The organism is Pseudomonas sp. NFR02 (assembly GCF_900119375.1).
In the GTDB taxonomy this organism is placed as follows: domain Bacteria; phylum Pseudomonadota; class Gammaproteobacteria; order Pseudomonadales; family Pseudomonadaceae; genus Aquipseudomonas; species Aquipseudomonas paracarnis.
The window spans coordinates 150,836-172,041 of sequence record NZ_FPJJ01000002.1 but is presented as its reverse complement, the minus strand read 5'-3'; the positions used below and the strand labels follow the sequence as shown (position 1 = coordinate 172,041).

Below are 21,206 nucleotides of genomic sequence, written 5' to 3'. Positions count from 1 at the left end.
TTGCGCTTTTTTTGCGCGCACGCGCGCCGTCATATACGGCAGCACATCTCGTAGGAATCAAGTGTCCGGTTTTCACGACTCATTACTGCCATAGCTACCAGGGAGGGCTGTGCTGGCATTTATTCATACAATGAGAGCCGAATTCATGTCCCTATCACTCGATCCAACACCCTCGTTATCGCTGCCCCTCGCCGTCGCTACTGCGACATCCAACACTCAAGCTCAGGCGACACCGGCATCGTCACCGCCCACGCCAAAGGCTGTCCAACCCGATGAAACAGCACTGCTCAAGGCCTACCTCGAGGCCGTACAACGCAAGGTGTTGCACGGCAATGCCGGGCTGATAACCGTGCCGCCCCAAAGCACTCTGGGCCAATGGCTCGGGCTGTATCGCATGCATGTGGAAAACGCCGTGGTACAGGGCTGGCTGCGCGAACAACACTTCGCCCCGGACACCTTGCTTTCAATCAACCCGTCTACAGGTACCTTGTCCGCCGAGATCGAGGGCAAAACGAAAACCTTCCATCTCTCGGATACATCAGGCTGGGGACAAATTTCAGGCCCCTTGCTGGAGACCGCAAAAGTTATCGCCCCTGGCAATAACGGTGATTTGCGTGTGAGGCTGGGTAAGGACTCCATACAGGTCAGTGCAAAAGTGGTGGCCAACTTTGAAGGCGTGTCCCTTCCCCAAACGCTGTCCCAGGCTCGAACACAAATAAGGTATCTGGAACATAAAGACAGCTTCGACCCTATCCCCGCCAATGACCGCCTGCGCCCTGCCAGCAGCCGCTCTTCACAAGCGCTGCAAGTGCAAACACACAATGCCGCCAATTACTACAGCACCGCACCACAGGCGTTGGCTTACAAGCGTTTGGCGGTTGACGTCGCCAACAACCTGCCCAATACGCGGGCAGAGGCCAAAAAGTGGGCGGATGACCTGCTGCTCAAACTCACGGGCAAACCTATCGACTCCGACACCGTGTACCTGAACCGTTTCAAAGGTGGCGAAAGTGCAGACACGGCGACCGGCTGGGAACACACATTCCAAGAGCCCTGGTCTTCGCTGCGCCTGCCCGACGCCCTGCTGAAAAACTTCTCCGAGCACGATTGGGTGCCCGGCAACCTGGACCTGGAAGCGGGGCTGTATACCCAACCTGCTGGGCAAAGCGAAAAAGGCGGCTACGGCAAGCACAACCAGATCGACCTCAAACCGTCGCAAGTGATGCATGAAAGCTGGAAGACTGACTTCCAGAGCCAAATGACCCAGAAGATCGACAACTTCTGGAACTCTCATTCCGATAGCTACCAGACGGCGATCAAAGGCGAGTTCACCTTCCAGGCCCGCAAACAATTCAAGACAGCTCAAGCATGGCCTGCAGTTGAACGTGCGCTGCAAGCACCCGAACACCAATTCACTCGTGACGACTACAAGATGGTGATGGCAGCAGTACCCGACCTGCCCCTGGATGAAAATGCACCGATCAGCGTCGACCAACTCAAAGCCAAAACACCGATAAAAGCCCCTGTACAGGCGAATGCCTTGAGCATCCACGGTTTTACCTCCAGCGACATTGTGCGATTCAGCGCGGGCGACGGTGGCCGGCAAGTGCTTTACATCCCAGGCGCCGAGCCGGCGTTTCTCAGGTTCGACTCTGCGCAAAAGCTGGAACAATGGCTGATTGATCAGGCAAAAGATCCGAAAAAAAGTGAGGCCTTGGCGAGTCACTTCCCGATGATTTATCGCCAGGACCAAACCGCCGGTTTTGCCGCCAGAGCGGCGAAAGTACTTATGCCCCTCCTGTGGTTCACCCACGTAGGCGAAACGAAAGATGGCTTGGATACACACCTGAAGAAAATGGCCAGCGGCGAACTGAAGGGACCGGCAATCGATGCAAGCCACTCGAAAATTACCGGCGACTTATTTACTACCCTGGCGACCACCACCCAGGAGCGCATGAAAAGCGATGCTGACGTGGTCATCAAGTCAAACAGCGAAGAGACTCGAGACACCTGGCTCAACGACATTACCGTGGCGGCTGGCTTATTGGCCAAACTTGCGCCGATTGCCGCACCCGTGGCCGCGGTAGCCGTCGTGACAGGATTGACCGAATTGGCGCTGGGCGCAGAAAAAACCTCGTCTGGCGACACAGTGCAAGAGCGTGACGAGGGTGCCTCCAAGGCGTTCGATGGCTTACTGAACACACTCTTCTCGGTCGGAGCCAGCTCAGTCCCCGAAGACCCTTTTGCATTGCCTCCCGAAAAAGAATTACCACTGGGTGAACCGATTACCCCAACCCCCGCCAATGAAGTCGCGGAACCACAACCGGGACCGTCCAGGGGAACGAGCGCTGTCAAACCTGCTCCACAGCCCCTGCCTGACTCCCGGTCACTCATCCCGCTGGCCAAATATGCGGTCCCTGAGGGTGAGGCATTGATAAAAAATGCCACCCGAGATGCACTGGGGGTTTATCGAATGACTGACGACACCGGGGCGTTCCGCCAATTCGTACGCCTTACCGATGAAACAGGGACGAGCAAGGTATTTGAGATATCGGGGCGTTACCGGACCGGCGATGCATTTGCCAAAGTCATCAACCCCGATAACGGCGCGGGGCTGATGGTCATCACACCCGGGCGTAATGGAGAGTGGGCCCGAGCACCGGGTGATGGCGGGATAAAATGGCCGTGGAACCTCGCAGTTTCCCCCCCTCCCCCCAGTACAGAGATGAAAATCTCGCCTAAGATTTCGGACAACTTCGTTGGTCTCGAAGGCGAGAAATTACCCGGGGCAGAGCGATTCGATGAGCTGTTAAAAAATAGTGGACGCCAGAACTTCGACTTTTCCATTCGAAACGTTAATAGCAAAGGTATCGACAAGACAAAGTTGGAGGTTTCCTGGGAAGTTCCCGACAATAACTTTGCTGTTAGCGAAACAGAAAGAGCAGGCCCGGCAGATTACGGCACAAGTGAATACTCAGACCAGTTCGTCAAAGACACCAATCGCAGTACATACCGTGTGGAAGTAAAAACAGGCGGTGCACCGCAAACGGCGGAGTTGAATCAAGGCGGGGCCACTACTGAGGATATACGCAGGGCAAGAATCACTCAGTTCGAAACGCTGATCCCCGACCCAGATCTCAGGGCGCGCATTTCCGAGGTCGCTCACCAGGGGGCGATGGCCGACGTTTCGGCGGGATTTATGTCACTCGAGGACACGGAGCTCAAAGAAGGTTTCAGACTAAAAGTAGACAATACCTCTTATACCATCGTCTACGACCCGACGAGCGAGGTGACTGAAGTCAACGCAATCGGCATTGGTCATATACAGGATACAGAACGGGGTATCGACCCGGTCCCCGGTATCGAGGTGACACTGACCAAACGCTTCAAAATACTCGCTACCAACGATGTAAGTGAGCCATTCAAGATCGACCAATCGGCTCCTGCCCGAGCAAGCCTTATGGTTATGCCACTCCCTGAAGAAAATGAGCTTCGCGCTTAAGCGAGCATCAACGGCTATCTGGCAAACCTCAACGGAGGTAACCTCAGTTACCTCCGTTTTCGTACAGACAGTTTTTTGCCCGCAACTTCAAGGGACACCATGGACAGAATCGTCTTCAAACAGCTCCTTCTCGCCACCGGCCTCTTGGCTTTGATGCCAATGACCCAAGCCGCCACCACCCTGGTCTACTGCTCCGAAGCCAGCCCCGCCGGCTTCGACCCCAGCCAGTACACCAGCGGCACCGATTTCGATGCGTCCGCCGAAACCGTGTTCAACCGCCTGACCCAGTTCAAGCGCGGCGGTACCGAAGTCGAACCTGGCCTGGCCACCAGTTGGGATGTTTCCAAGGATGGCCTGACCTACACCTTTCACCTGCGTGAAGGCGTCAAGTTCCATACCACCGACGTCTTCACCCCGACCCGCAATTTCAACGCCGATGACGTGCTGTTCACCTTCAATCGCTTGCTCGATGCCGACAGCCCGTTTCGCAAGGCCTACCCGTCCGAATCGCCCTACTTCACCGACATGGGTTTGAACACCACGATCAAAAGCGTCGAAAATCTCGACGAGCACACTGTGCGGTTCAACTTGAACACTGTCGATGCTTCGTTCGTGCAAAACCTGGCCATGAGCTTTGCCTCTGTTCAATCGGCCGAATACGCCGCCCAGTTGTTGAAACAAGGCAAGGCCGAGCAGATCAACCAGCAACCGGTCGGTACCGGGCCGTTTGTGTTCAAGCGTTATCAGAAGGACTCGCAGATCCGTTATGTGGCCAATAAACAGTATTGGAAACCCGAGGATGTGAAGCTCGACAACCTGATATTCGCCATCACCCCGGACGCCGCCGCGCGCCTGCAGAAACTCAAGGCAGGCGAATGCCAGGTCAGCGGTTACCCGCGCCCTGCCGATATCGAAATGATGAAGCAAGACCCCAACCTGCGCGTATTGCAACAAGCAGGCTTCAACCTGGGCTTCCTGGCCTATAACGTGACTCACCCGCCGCTGGATCAACTCAAGGTTCGTCAGGCCCTGGACATGGCCATCGACAAGCCCGCCATCATCAAGGCCGTTTACCAGGGCGCCGGACAATTGGCGCAGAACGCACTGCCTCCCGCGCAGTGGTCTTATGACCCCACGATACACGATGCGCCCTACGACCCGACCAAGGCCCGGTTGCTACTAAAAGAAGCAGGGGTTGCACCAGGTACCACCATTAACCTGTGGGCGATGACCGTACAACGCGCCTCGAATCCTAATGCACGGATGTCCGCGCAGATGATTCAACAGGATTGGGCCAAGGTCGGTATCAAGGCCAACATCGTCAGCTATGAGTGGGGCGAGTACATCAAGCGCGCCAAAAACGGCGAGCACGATGCAATGATTTATGGCTGGACCGGCGACAACGGCGACCCCGATAACTGGCTAGGCGTGCTCTACAGTTGTGCCGCGGTCAAGGGCAGCAACTATGCCAAATGGTGTAACCCGGCCTACGACAAGTTGGTGCAACAAGCCAAGGTCAGCAGCGACCGCGAGCAGCGCATCAAGTGGTATCAACAGGCCCAGAAAATCCTTAAGGAACAAGTACCTATAACGCCCATTGCAAACTCGACGGTTTTCCAGCCTATGCGCAAGCAAGTACAGGATTTCAAGATCAGTCCGTTTGGACTGACGCCCTTCTACGGCGTGGGTCTAGATAAGTAACATCAATGCCCCAACCGAGTGCGCTAGACGCCTCGGATGGGCATTTTTGGTGCGCCATTTGCACCGAAAAAACCCTCCAAATAAGCACTTTTGTGTCGAAACTTTCATAATTGCGACATTCCTGTACGTTCGTACCACAGTTTTCCCTTTGCAACCGCTCTGCATCTTGCATTGGGTATGGCGCCTGCATAAGTATCCGCAGGCCGACTCACGAGGTCGCCCTCACCACCAAAAATGACAACAAATCATGAGGCCAACATGCTTAAACACGCAGTCCTTCCGTTATTAGTGAGCGCTGGCCTTATGGCCGCAGCCCCCGTAGCCCTTGCGGCAACTAACCTGGTGTTCTGCTCCGAAGGGAGCCCGGCCGGTTTCGACCCAGGCCAGTACACCACCGGAACAGACTTCGATGCCTCGGCCGAAACCATGTTCAACCGCCTGAGCCAGTTCGAACGTGGCGGCACCGCCGTCGTTCCTGGCCTGGCCACCAGCTGGGACGTTTCCCCGGATGGCCTGACGTACACCTTCCACCTTCGCGAAGGCGTCAAGTTCCATACCACCCCGTACTTCAAGCCTACTCGTGAATTTTCGGCTGACGACGTACTGTTCACCTTCAACCGAATGATCAATAAAGACGATCCGTTCCGTAAGGCCTACCCTACCGAGTTCCCGTACTTCTCGGACATGGAGATGGACAAGAACATCAAGAACATCGAGAAAGTCGATGACCACACCGTCAAGTTCACCCTTGGCACCGTGGACGCGGCGTTTATCCAGAACCTCGCGATGAGCTTTGCATCGATCCAGTCGGCCGAATATGCCGCCCAACTGTTGAAGGAAGGCAAGGCCGCCGACATCAACCAGAAGCCGATCGGCACTGGCCCGTTCGTGTTCAAGAGCTACCAGAAAGACTCCAACATTCGCTTCACCGGCAACAAGGAATACTGGAAGCCTGAAGACGTCAAGATCGATAACCTGATCTTCGCAATCTCCACGGACCCTTCAGTACGCATCCAGAAACTGAAAAAGAACGAGTGCCAGATCACAGCCTATCCTCGCCCGGCCGATATCAAGCCGCTGGAAGCGGACAAGGACATGAAGATGCCGCACCAGGCCGGCTTCAACCTGGGCTACATCGCCTACAACGTGATGCCTGTGCTCAAGGGCCAGACGACGCCAAACCCGCTGGCTGACCTGCGGGTTCGCCAGGCTTTGGACATGTCGGTGAACAAGCAGCAGATCATCGACTCCGTGTACCAGGGCGCTGGGCAATTGGCCGTCAATGCCATGCCACCCACCCAATGGTCGTACGACACTACGATCAAGGACGCCAAGTACGACCCTGCCAAAGCCAAGGAACTGCTCAAGGAGGCTGGCATCAAGGAAGGCACCGAGATCACTCTTTGGGCCATGCCGGTTCAGCGTCCGTACAACCCGAACGCCAAGCTGATGGCCGAGATGCTGCAGAGCGACTGGAAACAGATCGGCCTGAAGGTCAACATCGTCAGCTACGAGTGGGGCGAGTACATCAAGCGTTCCAAAGGTGGCGAGAACCAGGCGATGATCATCGGCTGGAGCGGTGACAATGGTGACCCTGACAACTGGCTGGGCACCCTGTTTTCGTCCCCGGCGTTGAACGGTAACAACTTCTCCAAGTTCGTTAATAAACAGTATGACGACCTGATCAGCCAGGCCAAATCGACCACGGATGTCGCCAAGCGCACCGAACTGTACAAACAGGCGCAACAGCTGCTTAAACGCGAATTGCCTTACACACCTATCGCGCACTCGACGGTGTATCAACCCATGCGTAATACCGTGCAGGACTTCAAGATCAGCCCGTTTGGCTTGAATTCCTTCTACGGCGTTAGCGTCAGCGGCAAGTAAGGACCAATAACGGCGACGTTTCATAACGTCGCCGTTATTCCATCCGCCTGGACCTTAGGAAACAGACTACGTTTGCAAGCGTTGCCGTCTTACAGCAATGAACTGCGACCCTTGCCTCCGTTGCCTACAAGGTCAGTCAGAATTGACGCATTTACTGCAAGGTCAACGCCCCATAAGGTCGTAGGACAGCAGAGGCATCACTCTGGGAAGGGCACTTGCTGTGTGTGGGATCAGTGAGGTCTGCCTGGCTGCACGCCAGCAGGTAGGCTCGCTGTTGATAACTACAAACAAGGACCGGGATCGTCATGCGCCATACCACCGTTGTATCCGCTCTGTTTGCCACCAGCCTGCTGGCCATGGCCACCATGGGCCAAGCCGCCGAGAAAAAGAGCCTGGTGTTCTGCTCCGAAGGCAGCCCGGCAGGGTTTGACACTGCGCAATACACCACCGCTACCGACAACGATGCGGCGGAGCCTTTGTATAACCGTTTGGTGGAGTTCGAAAAAGGCGCGACCGACGTCGTCCCTGGGCTGGCAACCAAGTGGGATATTTCCCCTGATGGCCTGACCTACACCTTCCACCTGCGTGAAGGGGTGAAGTTCCACAGCAACAAGGAATTCAAGCCGACGCGAGACTTCAACGCCGACGACGTGCTGTTCACCTTCAACCGCATGCTTGACCCCGAGCACCCGTTCCGTAAGGCCTACCCCACCGAGTTTCCGTACTTCAACGGGATGAGCCTGAACAAGAACATCGCCAAGGTCGAGAAAACCGGCCCCTACACCGTAGTGATGACGCTGAACACGGTCGACGCAGCCTTCGTGCAGAACATCGCCATGAGCTTTGCCGCGATCCTTTCGGCGGAATACGCCGAGCAGTTGCTCACGCAAGGCCGGCCCAGCGACATCAACCAGAAGCCGATCGGCACTGGCCCCTTCGTGTTCCAGCGTTACCAGAAAGACTCGCAGATCCGCTACGTGGGCAACAAACAGTACTGGGACCCGAGCCGCGTCAAGCTGGACCAACTGATCTTCGCCATCAACACCGACGCCTCGGTGCGCGTGCAGAAGCTCAAGGCCGGCGAATGCCAGGTGACCCTGCATCCACGCCCCGCCGACGTCGAAGCCCTCAAGACCGACCCGAACCTGCAACTGCTGACCAAACCGGGCTTCAACCTGGGCTATATCTCCTACAACGTGCGCCACAAGCCGTTCGATCAGTTGGAAGTACGCCAGGCGCTGGACATGGCGGTGAACAAGCAGAGCATCCTCAATGCTGTGTACCAGGGCGCCGGGCAACTGGCGGTCAACGCCATGCCACCCACGCAGTGGTCCTACGACGACAGCATCAAGGACGCCGCCTACGACCCGGAAAAAGCCAAGCAGTTGCTCAAGGCCGCTGGCGTCAAGGAAGGCACCGAGATCACCCTGTGGGCCATGCCGGTGCAACGCCCGTACAACCCCAACGCCAAGCTGATGGCGGAAATGCTGCAGAACGACTGGGCCAAGATCGGCCTTAAGGTCAAGATCGTCAGCTATGAATGGGGCGAGTACATCAAACGCACCAAGAACGGTGAGCACGATGTCAGCCTGATCGGCTGGACCGGCGACAACGGTGACCCGGACAACTGGCTCGGCACCCTCTACAGCTGCGACGCCATCGGCGGGAACAACTACTCCATGTGGTGCGACCCGGCGTACGACAAGCTGATCAAGCAAGCCAAGGTCGTGACCGACCGTGAACAAAGGACTGTTCTGTACAAACAGGCGCAGCAACTGCTCAAGCAGCAGGTGCCGATCACGCCCATCGCCCACTCGACGGTCAACCAGCCGTTAAGCGCCAAAGTCGAAGGCTTCAAGGTAAGCCCCTTCGGCCGCAACGTGTTCTCGGGCGTCAGCATCAACCCATAAGAAAATAACCGGATGGCGGGGAGCGAAATCAGCTCCCCGGCAAACGTGCAGGCTTTTGTTGGGAATTTTCCTACGCCAAACGTTTGCAATAGCTTGAACAAGTTCCACACCCAATAGCCGGATCACCCAAAAAGACCGGCATTAAAAAAGAGAACCAAAGGAGCTTCACCCATGAAACTGAGCAGCAAAGCGCTTCTGGCCTTGGCCATCAGCAGCATCACGGCCACCGCCTACGCTGAAACGCAAAGCCAGGACTTCGTTCCTACCACCCTGGCCGGCACCAGCGCCCAAAGCGAGGCCAAAGGCTTTATCGAAGATTTCAGCCTGGGCGGCACCACGCGTAACTGGTACTCCCATGAAAGCAAATACCGCGGGGGCACCTTCTCGTACCAGAAACACGGCCAGACCCTGACCGATCGCAACCGTACCAACTGGGTGCAAGGCACCATCCTCAACGCCAGCTCGGGTTTCACCCAGGGCACCGTTGGGGTCAAGACTGAAGTGGCGGTGTACAACGCCCTGGTACTGGACCGCAGCAAGCGTGATATCAAAGGCGGCTCCAACCGTACCCTGGCCGACTCCAACGGTGATGCCGTAGACCAGTGGAGCAAACTGGGCCTGGCCAACGTGCAATTCCGTGTGTCCAACACCACACTGACCGCCGGTCGCCAGAACTTCAGCAGCGGCATCGTCGACACCATCGGCAACCGTGCTCTGCCTTCGAGCTTCCAGGGCGTGAGCTTCAACAGCGAAGAGTTCAGCAACCTGTCGTTCCAGGGCGGCGTGTTCGACCGCGTTTCCCCACGTAGCGAGCAGAGCCTGTCGAAATTCCGTACCGAATACGGCAATGGCGCAGAAACCGACAAAGTGTCGACCCTGGGTGTGAACTACCAGCCGCTGAAAAGCCTGAAGACCAGCTTCTTCGCCGCTAACGTGAAGGACTTCTGGAACCAGTACTACTTCGGCGCCACCCACGAGCTGGGCGACGCGCAGCAGTTGGGCCTGACCACCGGCTTCAACTACTACAAGACTGTCGATGAAGGCAAAAAAGAGATGGGGGAAATCGACAACGATACCTTCTCCCTCTCCCTGGGCCTGACTCACCAGGCACACAGCCTGACCTTTGGCTACCAGCAAGTGAACGGTAACGAGTACTTCGACTACCTGCACGAAACCAACGGTATCTACCTGGCCAACTCCCTGACGTCTGACTTCAACGGCCCGAACGAGAAATCCTTCCAGATCGCCTATGCCATCAACATGGCTGAATACGGCGTACCTGGCCTTAAGTTCAACGCCTACTCGGCACGCGGCTGGGGCATCGACGGCACCCACTACACCGGCAACAATGGCCGGGCCAAGTTTGCCTATGACGGCATCCAGTCCCAGGACGGCGAGAAGCACCAGGAATACGGTGTAGGCGCCTCTTACGCGCTGCAGAGCGGCCCGCTCAAAGCCACCACCGTGCGCGCAACCTATGTTGAGCACCGTGGCAGCGAGTTCCAGTCCGACGGCAGCATCAAAGAGTTCCGTCTGGTTACCACCATCCCGTTCAACATCCTTTAATTAGTGCCAGGCAGGCGGCGAGCTCAGGACGAGCTTGCCGCCTACGCTTTTCTGGTTCCATCGATTGCAGAGGGCTCTGAATGAAAATGCTCCCACTACAAGCCGCCATGGCCGCTGCGCTGTTGAGCGTGGCGATCGGCGTTTCGGCCAAACCGCTGGTGGTCTGCACCGAAGCCAGCCCGGAAGGTTTCGACCCGGTCCTGTACACCACTGCCGTGACCGCTGACGCCGCCGCTGAAACCATGTTCAACCGCCTGGTGGACTTCAAGCCCGGCACCACAGAAGTGGTGCCTGCCCTGGCCAAAGACCTGCCGGAAATCAGCGCCGATGGCCTGACCTACACCTTCCACCTGCGTGACGACATCAAGTTCCACACCACCGACTATTTCAAACCCACGCGCAACCTGAATGCCGATGATGTGCTTTGGAGCTTCCAGCGCCAGCTGGACCCGAATCACCCTTGGCATAAAAAGTCCAACGTGGGCTATCCGTACTTCGAAAGCATGGGCTTTAAAGAACTGCTCAAGAGCGTAGAGAAAACCGACGATCACACCGTCGTGTTTACCCTGACCCGTCCTGAAGCCCCGTTCCTGGCCGACCTGGCCATGGCGTTTTCCTCGATTCACTCCGCCGAATATGCCGACCAGTTGCTCAAGTCCGGCAAGACCGATGACCTGAACGCCAAGCCCATCGGCACCGGGCCGTTCATCTTCAACCGCTACGCAAAAGATGCCCAGGTGCGTTTCAAGGCCAACCCGGAGTACTTCCGTGGCAAGCCGCCGGCCGACCCGCTTATTCTGGCAATCACCACCGATAGCAATGTGCGCCTGCAAAAGCTCAAGGCCAACGAATGCCAGATCGCGCTGTATCCCAAGCCCGATGATGTACCCAGCGCCAAGGCTGATCCCAACCTGAAAGTGGCGGAACTAGCGGCGATGACCACCAGCTACACCGCCATGAATACCACCCACAAATACATGAGCGATGCGCGGGTACGTCACGCGATCAATATTGCCTTCGATAAAAAGGGCTACAACGAATCGCTGTACGGCAAAGGCAACGCCGTCGATGCCACCGGGCCGTACCCGCCGACCCTGCTGGGCTTCAGTGACAAGCTGAAAAACCCAGTTCGCGACCTGGACAAGGCGCGCGCCCTGCTCAAGGAAGCCGGCGTGCCGGAAGGTACCGAGTTCACACTGTTCACCCGTAACGGCGGCGGCCCAACCAACCCCAACCCGATGCTCGGCGCCCAGCGCATGCAGGCGGATCTGGCCCAGATTGGCCTGAAGGTCAATATCAAGGTCATGGAGTGGGGCGAAATGCTCAAGCGCGCTAAAGCCGGAGAACACGACATGGTTTCTGCAGGCTGGGCCGGGGATAACGGCGACCCGGATAACTTCCTCACCCCTAACCTGAGTTGCGACGCAGCGAAAAACGGCGAAAACTACGCCCGCTGGTGTAACAAAGAGTTTCAAGACTTGATCGACAAGGCCCGCGCCGACGCTGAACCCGCCGAACGCGCTGCACTCTATGAACAAGCTTTGGCCGTTTTCGAGAAGGACCAACCGTGGATCCCCATGGCCTACCCGAAAATGTTTACCGCCATGCGCAAGAACGTCGAGGGTTATACCCAAAGCCCTCTGACTACCAATAACTTCGCCACCACCCAGGTGAAGTAAATAAGAAAAACGCTCGGCACCGTCGACACTGACGGTGCCGGACCTGCCTAACCGGCTGATTGAGGTACACACCAAGATGTTTAGTTTTATTGCCCGCCGACTGGGGTTATTGATCCCCACGTTCTTCGGCATCACGTTGCTGACCTTTGCGTTGATTCGCATGATTCCAGGCGACCCCGTAGAAGTCATGATGGGCGAGCGACGGGTTGACCCCGAAATGCACGCCCAGGCAATGGAGCGCCTTGGCCTTAACAAGCCGCTGTATGCGCAATACCTGGATTACGTCGGCAAGCTCGCGCAGGGCGACCTTGGCGAATCGTTGCGCACTCGCACCAGCGTGTGGACCGAGTTCACCGCCCTCTTCCCCGCGACCCTGGAACTGTCCATGGCCGCGCTGTTGTTCGCCGGTATTCTGGGCCTGTTGGCCGGGGTGATCGCGGCACTCAAACGAGGATCCCTGTTCGACCACGGGGTGATGGGCATCTCCCTGGCGGGATATTCGATGCCGATCTTCTGGTGGGGCCTGATCCTGATCATGTTCTTCTCGGTGAGCCTGGGCTGGACCCCGGTGTCCGGGCGTATCGACCTGCTCTACGACATCGAGCCACGCACCGGCTTCATGCTGATCGACACCCTGCTGGCCGACGAGCCGGACGCGTTCTGGGATGCGTTGCACCACCTGATCCTGCCAGCCATCGTGCTCGGCACCATCCCGCTGGCGGTGATCGCGCGCATGACCCGTTCGTCGATGCTCGAAGTGCTGCGTGAGGACTACATCCGTACCGCCAAGGCCAAGGGCCTGTCGCCGGCGCGCGTGGTGTTCGTGCACGGCCTGCGTAACGCGCTGATCCCGGTGCTCACTGTGGTCGGCCTGCAAGTCGGCACGCTGCTGGCCGGTGCGGTACTGACCGAAACCATCTTCTCGTGGCCCGGCATCGGCAAATGGCTGATCGAAGCCATTGGCGCGCGGGACTACCCGGTGGTGCAAAACGGCATTCTGCTGATCGCCTGCCTGGTGATCCTGGTGAACTTCGTGGTGGATATCCTCTACGGCTTCGCCAACCCACGCATCCGTCACCAGCGCTGAGATCATGACCATGACCACACCTACTCAAGTGTCAGCAGTCGATCAGAGCCTGCTGTACCCGTCCCCGTACAAAGAATTCTGGCAAGCCTTCTCCAAGAACAAAGGCGCGGTTGCCGGCCTGCTGTTCATGTTGCTGATCGTGTTCTGCGCGATCTTCGCCCCGTGGGTTGCGCCGCATAACCCCAGCGAGCAATACCGAGACTTCCTGCTCACGCCACCGGCCTGGCTGGAAGGCGGGCAGATGCAGTTCCTGCTGGGCACCGACGAACTGGGCCGTGACTTGCTCTCGCGCCTGATCCAGGGCTCGCGCCTGTCGTTGCTGATCGGTTTATCGTCGGTGGTGATGTCGCTGATCCCGGGCATCCTGCTGGGCCTGTTCGCTGGGTTCTTCCCGCGCTTGCTCGGCCCGACCATCATGCGCTTGATGGACATCATGCTGGCCCTGCCATCGCTGCTGCTGGCCGTGGCGATTGTGGCCATCCTCGGCCCTGGCCTGATCAACACCGTGATCGCCATCGCCATCGTGTCGTTGCCATCCTATGTGCGCCTGACCCGCGCCGCCGTGATGGGCGAACTGAACCGCGACTACGTGACTGCCGCCCGCCTCGCCGGCGCCGGCCTGCCACGCCTGATGTTCATCACCGTGCTGCCTAACTGCATGGCGCCGCTGATCGTACAAGCGACCTTGAGCTTTTCCTCGGCGATTCTCGATGCCGCGGCCCTGGGCTTCCTCGGCCTTGGCGTACAACCGCCAACCCCTGAGTGGGGCACCATGCTGGCTTCGGCCCGCGACTACATCGAACGCGCCTGGTGGGTGGTGAGCCTGCCTGGCTTGACCATTTTGCTCAGCGTGCTGGCAATCAACTTGATGGGTGACGGCCTGCGCGATGCGCTGGACCCGAAACTCAAGAACGCCGCCTGAGGAGATTCCCATGTCACTGTTAGAAATCAAGAATCTCAACGTGCGCTTCGGCGACAAGACCGCCGTGCCGGTGGTCGATGGCCTCGACATTTCCGTCGACAAGGGCGAAGTCCTGGCAATCGTTGGCGAGTCGGGCTCGGGTAAATCCGTGACCATGATGGCGCTGATGGGCCTGATCGAACATCCCGGCATCGTCACCGCCGATGCCCTGAACTTCGACGGCAAGGACATGCTCAAGCTGAGCAACCGCCAGCGCCGTCAGATCGTCGGCAAAGACCTGGCGATGGTGTTCCAGGACCCGATGACCGCGTTGAACCCCAGCTACACCGTGGGTTTCCAGATCGAAGAAGTGCTGCGCCTGCATTTGAAAATGTCCGGCAAACAAGCACGCAAACGCGCCATTGAGCTGTTGGAAAAAGTCGAGATCCCGGGCGCCGCCAGCCGTATGGACGCTTACCCGCATCAACTGTCCGGCGGTATGAGCCAGCGCGTGGCAATCGCCATGGCCATTGCCGGCGAGCCCAAACTGCTGATCGCCGATGAACCGACCACTGCGCTGGACGTGACCATCCAGGCGCAGATCATGGAATTGCTGCTGGCCCTGCAAAAAGAGCAGAACATGGGCCTGGTGCTGATCACTCACGACCTCGCGGTAGTGGCTGAGACTGCCCAGCGCGTGTGCGTAATGTACGCCGGCCAGGCCGTGGAAGTCGGCCAGGTGCCGCAGTTGTTCGACATTCCGGCACACCCGTACAGCGAAGCGTTGCTCAAGGCGATTCCCGAGCACAGCCTGGGTGCCACGCGCCTGGCCACGCTGCCGGGCATCGTGCCGGGCCGCTATGACCGTCCGCAGGGTTGCCTGCTGTCGCCGCGCTGCCCGTATGTGCAGGACTCCTGCCGCGCCCAGCGGCCGGGCCTCGATCCGAAAAGCAACAGCCTTGCCCGCTGCTTCTACCCGTTGAACCAGGAGGTGGCGTAATGGCCGTCGTACTTACCGCCCGCGACCTCACCCGTCACTACGAAGTGTCCCGTGGCCTCTTCAAAGGCCACGCCACCGTGCGTGCTCTTAATGGTGTGTCTTTTGAGCTGGAAGCCGGCAAGACCCTCGCCGTGGTAGGCGAGTCGGGCTGTGGCAAATCCACCCTGGCCCGCGCCCTGACGCTGATTGAAGAGCCCTCGTCGGGCTCGTTGAAAATCGCCGGGCAAGAAGTGGCCGGCGCCAACAAGGCTCAGCGCAAGCAATTGCGCAAAGACGTGCAGATGGTGTTCCAGAGCCCCTATGCCTCGTTGAACCCACGCCAGAAAGTCGGTGATCAACTGGCCGAACCGCTGCTGATCAACACCCATCTGTCCGCTGCCGAGCGCCGCGAAAAAGTGCAGGCGATGATGAAGCAAGTGGGCCTGCGCCCTGAGCATTATCAGCGCTACCCGCACATGTTCTCCGGTGGTCAGCGCCAGCGTATCGCCCTGGCTCGGGCAATGATGCTGCAACCCAAGGTGCTGGTGGCGGACGAACCGACCTCGGCGCTGGACGTGTCGATCCAGGCACAGGTGCTTAACCTGTTCATGGATTTGCAGCAGGAATTCAACACCGCCTACGTGTTCATTTCCCACAACCTGGCGGTGGTACAGCACGTAGCTGACGATGTGATGGTGATGTACCTCGGCCGCCCGGTTGAGGTGGGCCCCAAGGAAGACATCTACGCACGCCCGCTGCACCCTTACACCCAGGCGCTGCTGTCGGCCACGCCGACCATTCACCCGGACCCGAGCAAGCCAAAGATCAAGATCGTCGGCGAACTGCCCAACCCACTGAACCCGCCGCCGGGTTGCGCGTTCCACAAGCGCTGCCCGTATGCGACCGAGCGCTGCAGCAGTGAGGAGCCGCTGTTGCGGCCGTTGGATAACCGGCAGGTGGCTTGTCACTACGCGGAGCAATTCGTGGCCTGAAGCAACATTGTTTCCCTCTGTGGGAGCGGGCTTGCTCGCGAATGCGTGGGTTCAGCTACAGATGGGTTGCTGACACACCGTCTTCGCGAGCAAGCCCGCTCCCACAGGGGTAATGCGTGATATCGAGTTCCATCGCCCTTCCCGCCAGATTGCGCATCAGTCTGGCTGGAGGGGCTTTTTTTTGCGCGGTTGTAACAAAAAACATACCGTTTGAACCCATGCCAAAAGCCCTGAAAACATTGAGCCAGAGCGTTTCGAAAAGTGTATAGATTGTAAATGCAATTTACTTCTGTTTGAGAATCAATACCATTACGGCGCACGGAGAGCGCTGGATGCACGACAAAAATTCAGACGCCTCTCGTTCAATCGCCCCTCCTAAAGGACTTTGTGGACATGTCGTCTCAATTCAGGCTCAGCCATCTCTCGCTGGCGTTTATCGCTACCCTTTCGTCCCCCGCGCTGCTGGCGCAGAGTGTGGAAAAAGAGCGCGATAAAGTGCCGATCCAAGCGACAGACCTGCCTGTGGATGGCACGCCCCAAGCCCTGGTGCTGGGCGAAACGCGTGTATTGGGCACCGCTGCCGAAGAACTCAAGCAGGCGCCCGGTGTGTCGATCATCACCGCCGAAGACATCAAGAAACGCCCGCCCACCAACGACCTGTCGGAGATCATCCGCCGCGAGCCGGGCGTGAACCTGACCGGCAACAGTTCCAGCGGCAGCCGTGGCAACAACCGCCAAATCGACCTGCGCGGCATGGGCCCGGAAAACACCCTGATCCTGATCGATGGCAAGCCGTCCACCTCCCGAAACGCCGTGCGTTATGGCTGGAGCGGCGACCGCGATACCCGTGGCGAAACCAATTGGGTGCCGGCCGAAGAAGTCGAACGCATTGAAATCCTGCGCGGCCCGGCCGCCGCCCGTTATGGCTCCGGTGCCATGGGCGGTGTCATCAACATCATCACCAAACGCCCCACCGACCAACTGCACGGCTCGCTGACCGCCTACACCGCCTTCCCCGAAAACGATGCCGAAGGCGCGAGCAAACGCACCAACTTCAACCTCAGCGGCCCGTTGACCGACACACTGGCGTTCCGCGTCTATGGCGGCCTGAACAAGACCGACGCCGATGACGCCGACATCAACCGCGCAGCACAGGCGACCCCAGACTCGCTGGTGGCCGGCCGCGAGGGCGTGCGCAATAAAGACGTGAACGGCTTGCTGAGCTGGCAGTTCACCCCCGAGCAAACCCTCGACCTGGAAGCCAGCTACAGCCGCCAGGGCAATATTTTCGCCGGTGATACCATGCTCAACGGCGGTGGCGCATTCGTGGAAAGCTTGGTGGGCAAGGAAACCAGTGTGATTCAGCGCAGCAGCTTTTCTGCCACGCACCGCGGCGAGTTCGACTGGGGCTCGACCCTGGCTTCGCTAACCCACGACCTGACCCGCAACGAACGCCTCAATGAAGGCCTGGCCGGTTCTGGCGAGGGTGCGCCGTCTGCCAGCGCAGGCCGTTTCGAGTCGCGCTTGCGCAACACTCGGGCCACCGCCGAGGTCAACCTGCCCCTGAGCGTCGGTGCCGAACAGGTGCTGACCCTGGGCAGCGAGTACCTCTACGAGTCGATGAACGACCCAGGCTCGTTGCGCCCGCAAAGCTATGACCCAGGCACCGGCGGCGTCCCCGCCATCCCGGGCGTGAGCCGCAACAGCACCAAGACCACCGCCTCGAGCTACGCCTTGTTTGCCGAGGACAACATCGAGCTAGGCAGCAAGACTGTCATCACGCCTGGCTTGCGCTTCGACGACCATGAGGAATACGGCGGCAACTGGAGCCCCAGCTTCAACGCCTCGCACCAGTTGACCGATGAATTGAGCATCAAGGGTGGCATCGCCCGCGCCTATAAAACACCCAACCTGTACCAGTCCAACCCGAACTATTTGCTGTACAGCCGTGGCAATGGCTGCAACGCCAGCGAAGCCAACATGGGCGGTTGCTACCTGGTGGGTAATCGCGACCTGAAGCCGGAAATCAGCGTCAACAAGGAAATCGGCCTGGCTTTCGACAAGGGCACCTGGCGTACCAGTGCGACGTACTTCCGTAATGACTACAAGAACAAGATCAACGCCAGTAACGAGGCGGCCTTCCGCCTGGGCAACGGTCGCCGCGTGCTGGAGTGGGAAAACAGCGGGCCCGCCTTGGTGCAGGGCGTTGAAGGCAACCTGTTCATCAGCCTGCGCGATGACTTGAACTTGAATACCAACCTGACCTACATGATCGACTCCAAGGACAAGGACACCGGCGAGCCGTTGAGCATCATCCCCAAGTACACCGTCAACACCACGCTGGACTGGCAAGCCACTGACAAGCTGTCTTTCCAGGTCAGCGGCACCTATTACGGCAAACAAGAAGCACCGACGCTCAACTCACGCAGCGCCAGCAGTTACGAGCGCAGCGCCCAGCAGGACGTCGACCCGTACGGGTTGATGGGCCTGAGCAGCGGCTACGAATTCAGCAAAAACCTGAGCGTACGCGTGGGCATCAACAACCTCCTGGACAAGCGCCTGTCTCGCAAAGGTAACGCCGACGACGCCGGTGCCCAGACCTACAATGAACCGGGCCGCGCTTACTTCGCGTCGGTGACTACATCGTTCTAAGGCATTGTTTGAGGTCTGAAAAGCGCCTCCCACCAGCTATAGACTGGCGGGAGGCGCTTTCTTTCTAGCGAGCCTACGTTTGGCTATCGCCTTCGTCTGCGTCTGCGTCGTCGCTGTCGGGCTCGTCGGTAGTAGAGTCATCATCACCCTCGCTGCCGCCCTGGCCCTGATCGCCTGGTTCGGCTTCGGACTTGGCCAACTGCAAGTGCGATGCCTGACCACTGGTCACCACCGCTGCGCTCGGCACCGGGTTATGCGCCCAGGCCGTCGACATCCCCAACGACAACAGCACCAGCACTTTCATCAACAGCACTATTCGTTGAAAAATACTCATGATCGATTCCGTCCAGTCAGTAGGTATAGCCCACGCGACAGACCCATTACCATCGCCAGTCTTTGAAACTAGTTCTGATCAAGGGTTTGCGCCAATTTCTGGTTAAATCGAGATTAACTGTGGGAGCGGGCTTGCTCGCGAATGCGGGGCGTCATTCAACAGATGCGTCGGCTGATCCACCGCCTTCGCGAGCAAGCCCGCTCCCACACTTAGCCTTCGGGCAACCATAAAAAAGGGCGAAGCCATCACAGCTTCGCCCTTCTCTCTACCGCTCAAACCTTAGTGGTGTTCGCGGGTCGCGCGGAATTTCACATCCGGCCAACGCTCTTCCATCAGCGCCAGGTTGACGCGGGTCGGCGCCAGGTAGGTCAGGTGACCACCGCCGTCGATTGCCAGGTTTTCCACGGCCTTGTTGGAGAACTCTTCCAACTTCTTCTTATCGCTGCAATCAATCCAGCGCGCCGAATACACGGTGATCGGCTCGTAGGAGCACTCCACCTTGTATTCCTCTTTCAAGCGGCTGGCGACCACGTCGAACTGCAGCACACCCACCGCGCCGAGGATGATGTCGTTGCTGCGCTCGGGGAAGAACACCTGGGTGGCGCCCTCTTCGGCCAATTGCTGCAAGCCTTGGCGCAGTTGCTTGGACTTGAGCGGGTCACGCAGGCGCACGCGGCGGAACAGTTCCGGGGCGAAATGCGGAATGCCGGTGAAGCCCAGGGCTTCGCCTTCGGTAAAGGTGTCGCCGATCTGGATGGTGCCGTGGTTGTGCAGGCCGATGATGTCGCCGGCAAACGCCTCTTCCAGCTGTTCACGCTCGGAGGAGAAGAACGTCAGGGCGTCGCCGATGCGTACGTCCTTGCCGGTGCGCACGTGGCGCATCTTCATGCCTTTTTCGTACTTGCCGGAGCAGATGCGCATAAAGGCGATACGGTCGCGGTGTTTCGGGTCCATGTTCGCCTGGATCTTGAACACGAAGCCGGTGAATTTCTCTTCCACCGGTTCCACGGTGCGCTCGTTGGCAACGCGGGCCAGGGGTTTTGGCGCCCAGTCCACGACGGCGTCGAGCACGTGGTCGACACCGAAGTTGCCCAGCGCGGTACCGAAGAACACCGGCGTCAGTTGGCCGTCGAGGAATTCCTGCTGGTTGAACTCATGGCAGGCGCCCTGCACCAGTTCCAGCTGGTCGACGAAACGATCGTACTCGTCGCCCAGGTGGGCACGGGCTTCGTCGGAGTCGAGCTTCTCGATGATCTTGGTTTCGGTGCGTTCATGGCCGTGGCCGGCGGTGTAGACAATGATGTAGTCGTCGGCCAGGTGGTACACGCCCTTGAAGTCGCGGTAGCAACCAATCGGCCAGGTGATCGGCGCGGCTTTGATCTTCAAGACGGCTTCGATTTCATCCAGCAACTCGATGGGGTCGCGGATATCGCGGTCGAGTTTGTTGATGAAACTGACAATCGGCGTGTCACGCAGACGGCACACGTCCATCAACGCGATGGTACGCGGTTCGACGCCTTTACCGCCGTCGAGGACCATCAGCGCCGAGTCCACCGCGGTGAGGGTGCGGTAGGTATCTTCGGAGAAGTCTTCGTGCCCCGGGGTGTCGAGCAGGTTGATCATGTGCTCGCGATACGGGAACTGCATGACCGACGTGGTAATGGAAATACCCCGTTGTTTTTCCATTTCCATCCAGTCGGAGGTGGCATGGCGGTCGGATTTGCGCGATTTCACCGTGCCGGCCACCGCGATCGCCCTGCCCATCAGCAACAGCTTTTCGGTGATGGTGGTCTTACCGGCATCGGGGTGGGAAATAATGGCGAAAGTGCGGCGTTTCGCGACTTCGGCGGCCTGGTGGGTCATGGGAAATCGCCTGGCAGGTGAGTCAAAAAAGGGCGGCGAGTATAGCGCAAACGCGAGGGTACGGACCACCGTTGAGCCCATTGGGGGTGGCTAAATGCGCCCAAGTGTGGAACCTTTTAAAAGGTCGAGACGTCCACTCCCCTGCTACCGCAC

The 21,206-nt window shown here is 58.5% G+C and carries 13 protein-coding genes; 11 read left to right on the top strand and 2 right to left on the bottom strand.

Annotation, left to right across the window (positions count from 1 at the left end; translation table 11 throughout):
• Nucleotides 1-109: 109 nt before the first annotated feature.
• From BT199_RS06490 to BT199_RS06440, 11 genes are all read left to right on the top strand, one after another.
• Entirely contained in the window at nt 110-3,502 is a 3,393-nt protein-coding gene (locus BT199_RS06490) for a dermonecrotic toxin domain-containing protein (RefSeq protein ID WP_256575724.1), read from the top strand.
• Between the two features lie 99 nt (nt 3,503-3,601).
• On the top strand, nt 3,602-5,203 hold the full coding sequence (locus tag BT199_RS06485) for an ABC transporter substrate-binding protein (RefSeq protein WP_072434174.1): 1,602 nt from the start codon (nt 3,602-3,604) through the stop codon (nt 5,201-5,203).
• 258 nt (nt 5,204-5,461) lie between these two features.
• The gene (locus BT199_RS06480) at nt 5,462-7,090 is read left to right on the top strand and encodes an ABC transporter substrate-binding protein (protein WP_014716900.1); all 1,629 of its coding nucleotides are present in this window, start codon (nt 5,462-5,464) and stop codon (nt 7,088-7,090) included.
• A 305-nt stretch (nt 7,091-7,395) separates the two neighbouring features.
• Nucleotides 7,396-9,000 (top strand): ABC transporter substrate-binding protein, encoded by a 1,605-nt coding sequence (locus BT199_RS06475; protein WP_032904009.1) that lies wholly within the window; start codon nt 7,396-7,398, stop codon nt 8,998-9,000.
• 171 nt (nt 9,001-9,171) lie between these two features.
• Entirely contained in the window at nt 9,172-10,566 is a 1,395-nt protein-coding gene (locus BT199_RS06470; protein WP_014716898.1) for an OprD family outer membrane porin, read from the top strand.
• Nucleotides 10,567-10,646: 80 nt separating this feature from the next.
• Nucleotides 10,647-12,245 (top strand): ABC transporter substrate-binding protein, encoded by a 1,599-nt coding sequence (locus tag BT199_RS06465; protein ID WP_014716897.1) that lies wholly within the window; start codon nt 10,647-10,649, stop codon nt 12,243-12,245.
• A 76-nt stretch (nt 12,246-12,321) separates the two neighbouring features.
• Nucleotides 12,322-13,332, top strand: coding sequence for an ABC transporter permease subunit (locus BT199_RS06460; RefSeq protein ID WP_003171721.1), 1,011 nt, complete (start codon nt 12,322-12,324; stop codon nt 13,330-13,332).
• 10 nt (nt 13,333-13,342) lie between these two features.
• Entirely contained in the window at nt 13,343-14,254 is a 912-nt protein-coding gene (locus tag BT199_RS06455) for an ABC transporter permease subunit (protein ID WP_003188486.1), read from the top strand.
• Nucleotides 14,255-14,264: 10 nt separating this feature from the next.
• A complete protein-coding gene (locus BT199_RS06450; RefSeq protein WP_014716896.1) occupies nt 14,265-15,233 on the top strand; it encodes an ABC transporter ATP-binding protein in 969 nt (322 codons plus the stop codon).
• Nucleotides 15,233-16,204, top strand: coding sequence for a peptide ABC transporter ATP-binding protein (locus BT199_RS06445; RefSeq protein WP_014716895.1), 972 nt, complete (start codon nt 15,233-15,235; stop codon nt 16,202-16,204). Before BT199_RS06450 ends, BT199_RS06445 begins: the two co-directional genes overlap by 1 nt.
• A gap of 393 nt (nt 16,205-16,597) precedes the next feature.
• A complete protein-coding gene (locus BT199_RS06440; RefSeq protein ID WP_072434173.1) occupies nt 16,598-18,856 on the top strand; it encodes a TonB-dependent siderophore receptor in 2,259 nt (752 codons plus the stop codon).
• Between the two features lie 73 nt (nt 18,857-18,929).
• On the opposite strand, the gene BT199_RS06435 is transcribed toward BT199_RS06440, so the two are convergent.
• Nucleotides 18,930-19,190, bottom strand: a complete 261-nt coding sequence (locus BT199_RS06435; protein WP_032904007.1) for a hypothetical protein — start codon at nt 19,188-19,190, stop codon at nt 18,930-18,932.
• 279 nt (nt 19,191-19,469) lie between these two features.
• On the bottom strand, nt 19,470-21,053 hold the full coding sequence (locus BT199_RS06430; RefSeq protein WP_072434172.1) for a peptide chain release factor 3: 1,584 nt from the start codon (nt 21,051-21,053) through the stop codon (nt 19,470-19,472).
• Nucleotides 21,054-21,206 lie beyond the last annotated feature (153 nt).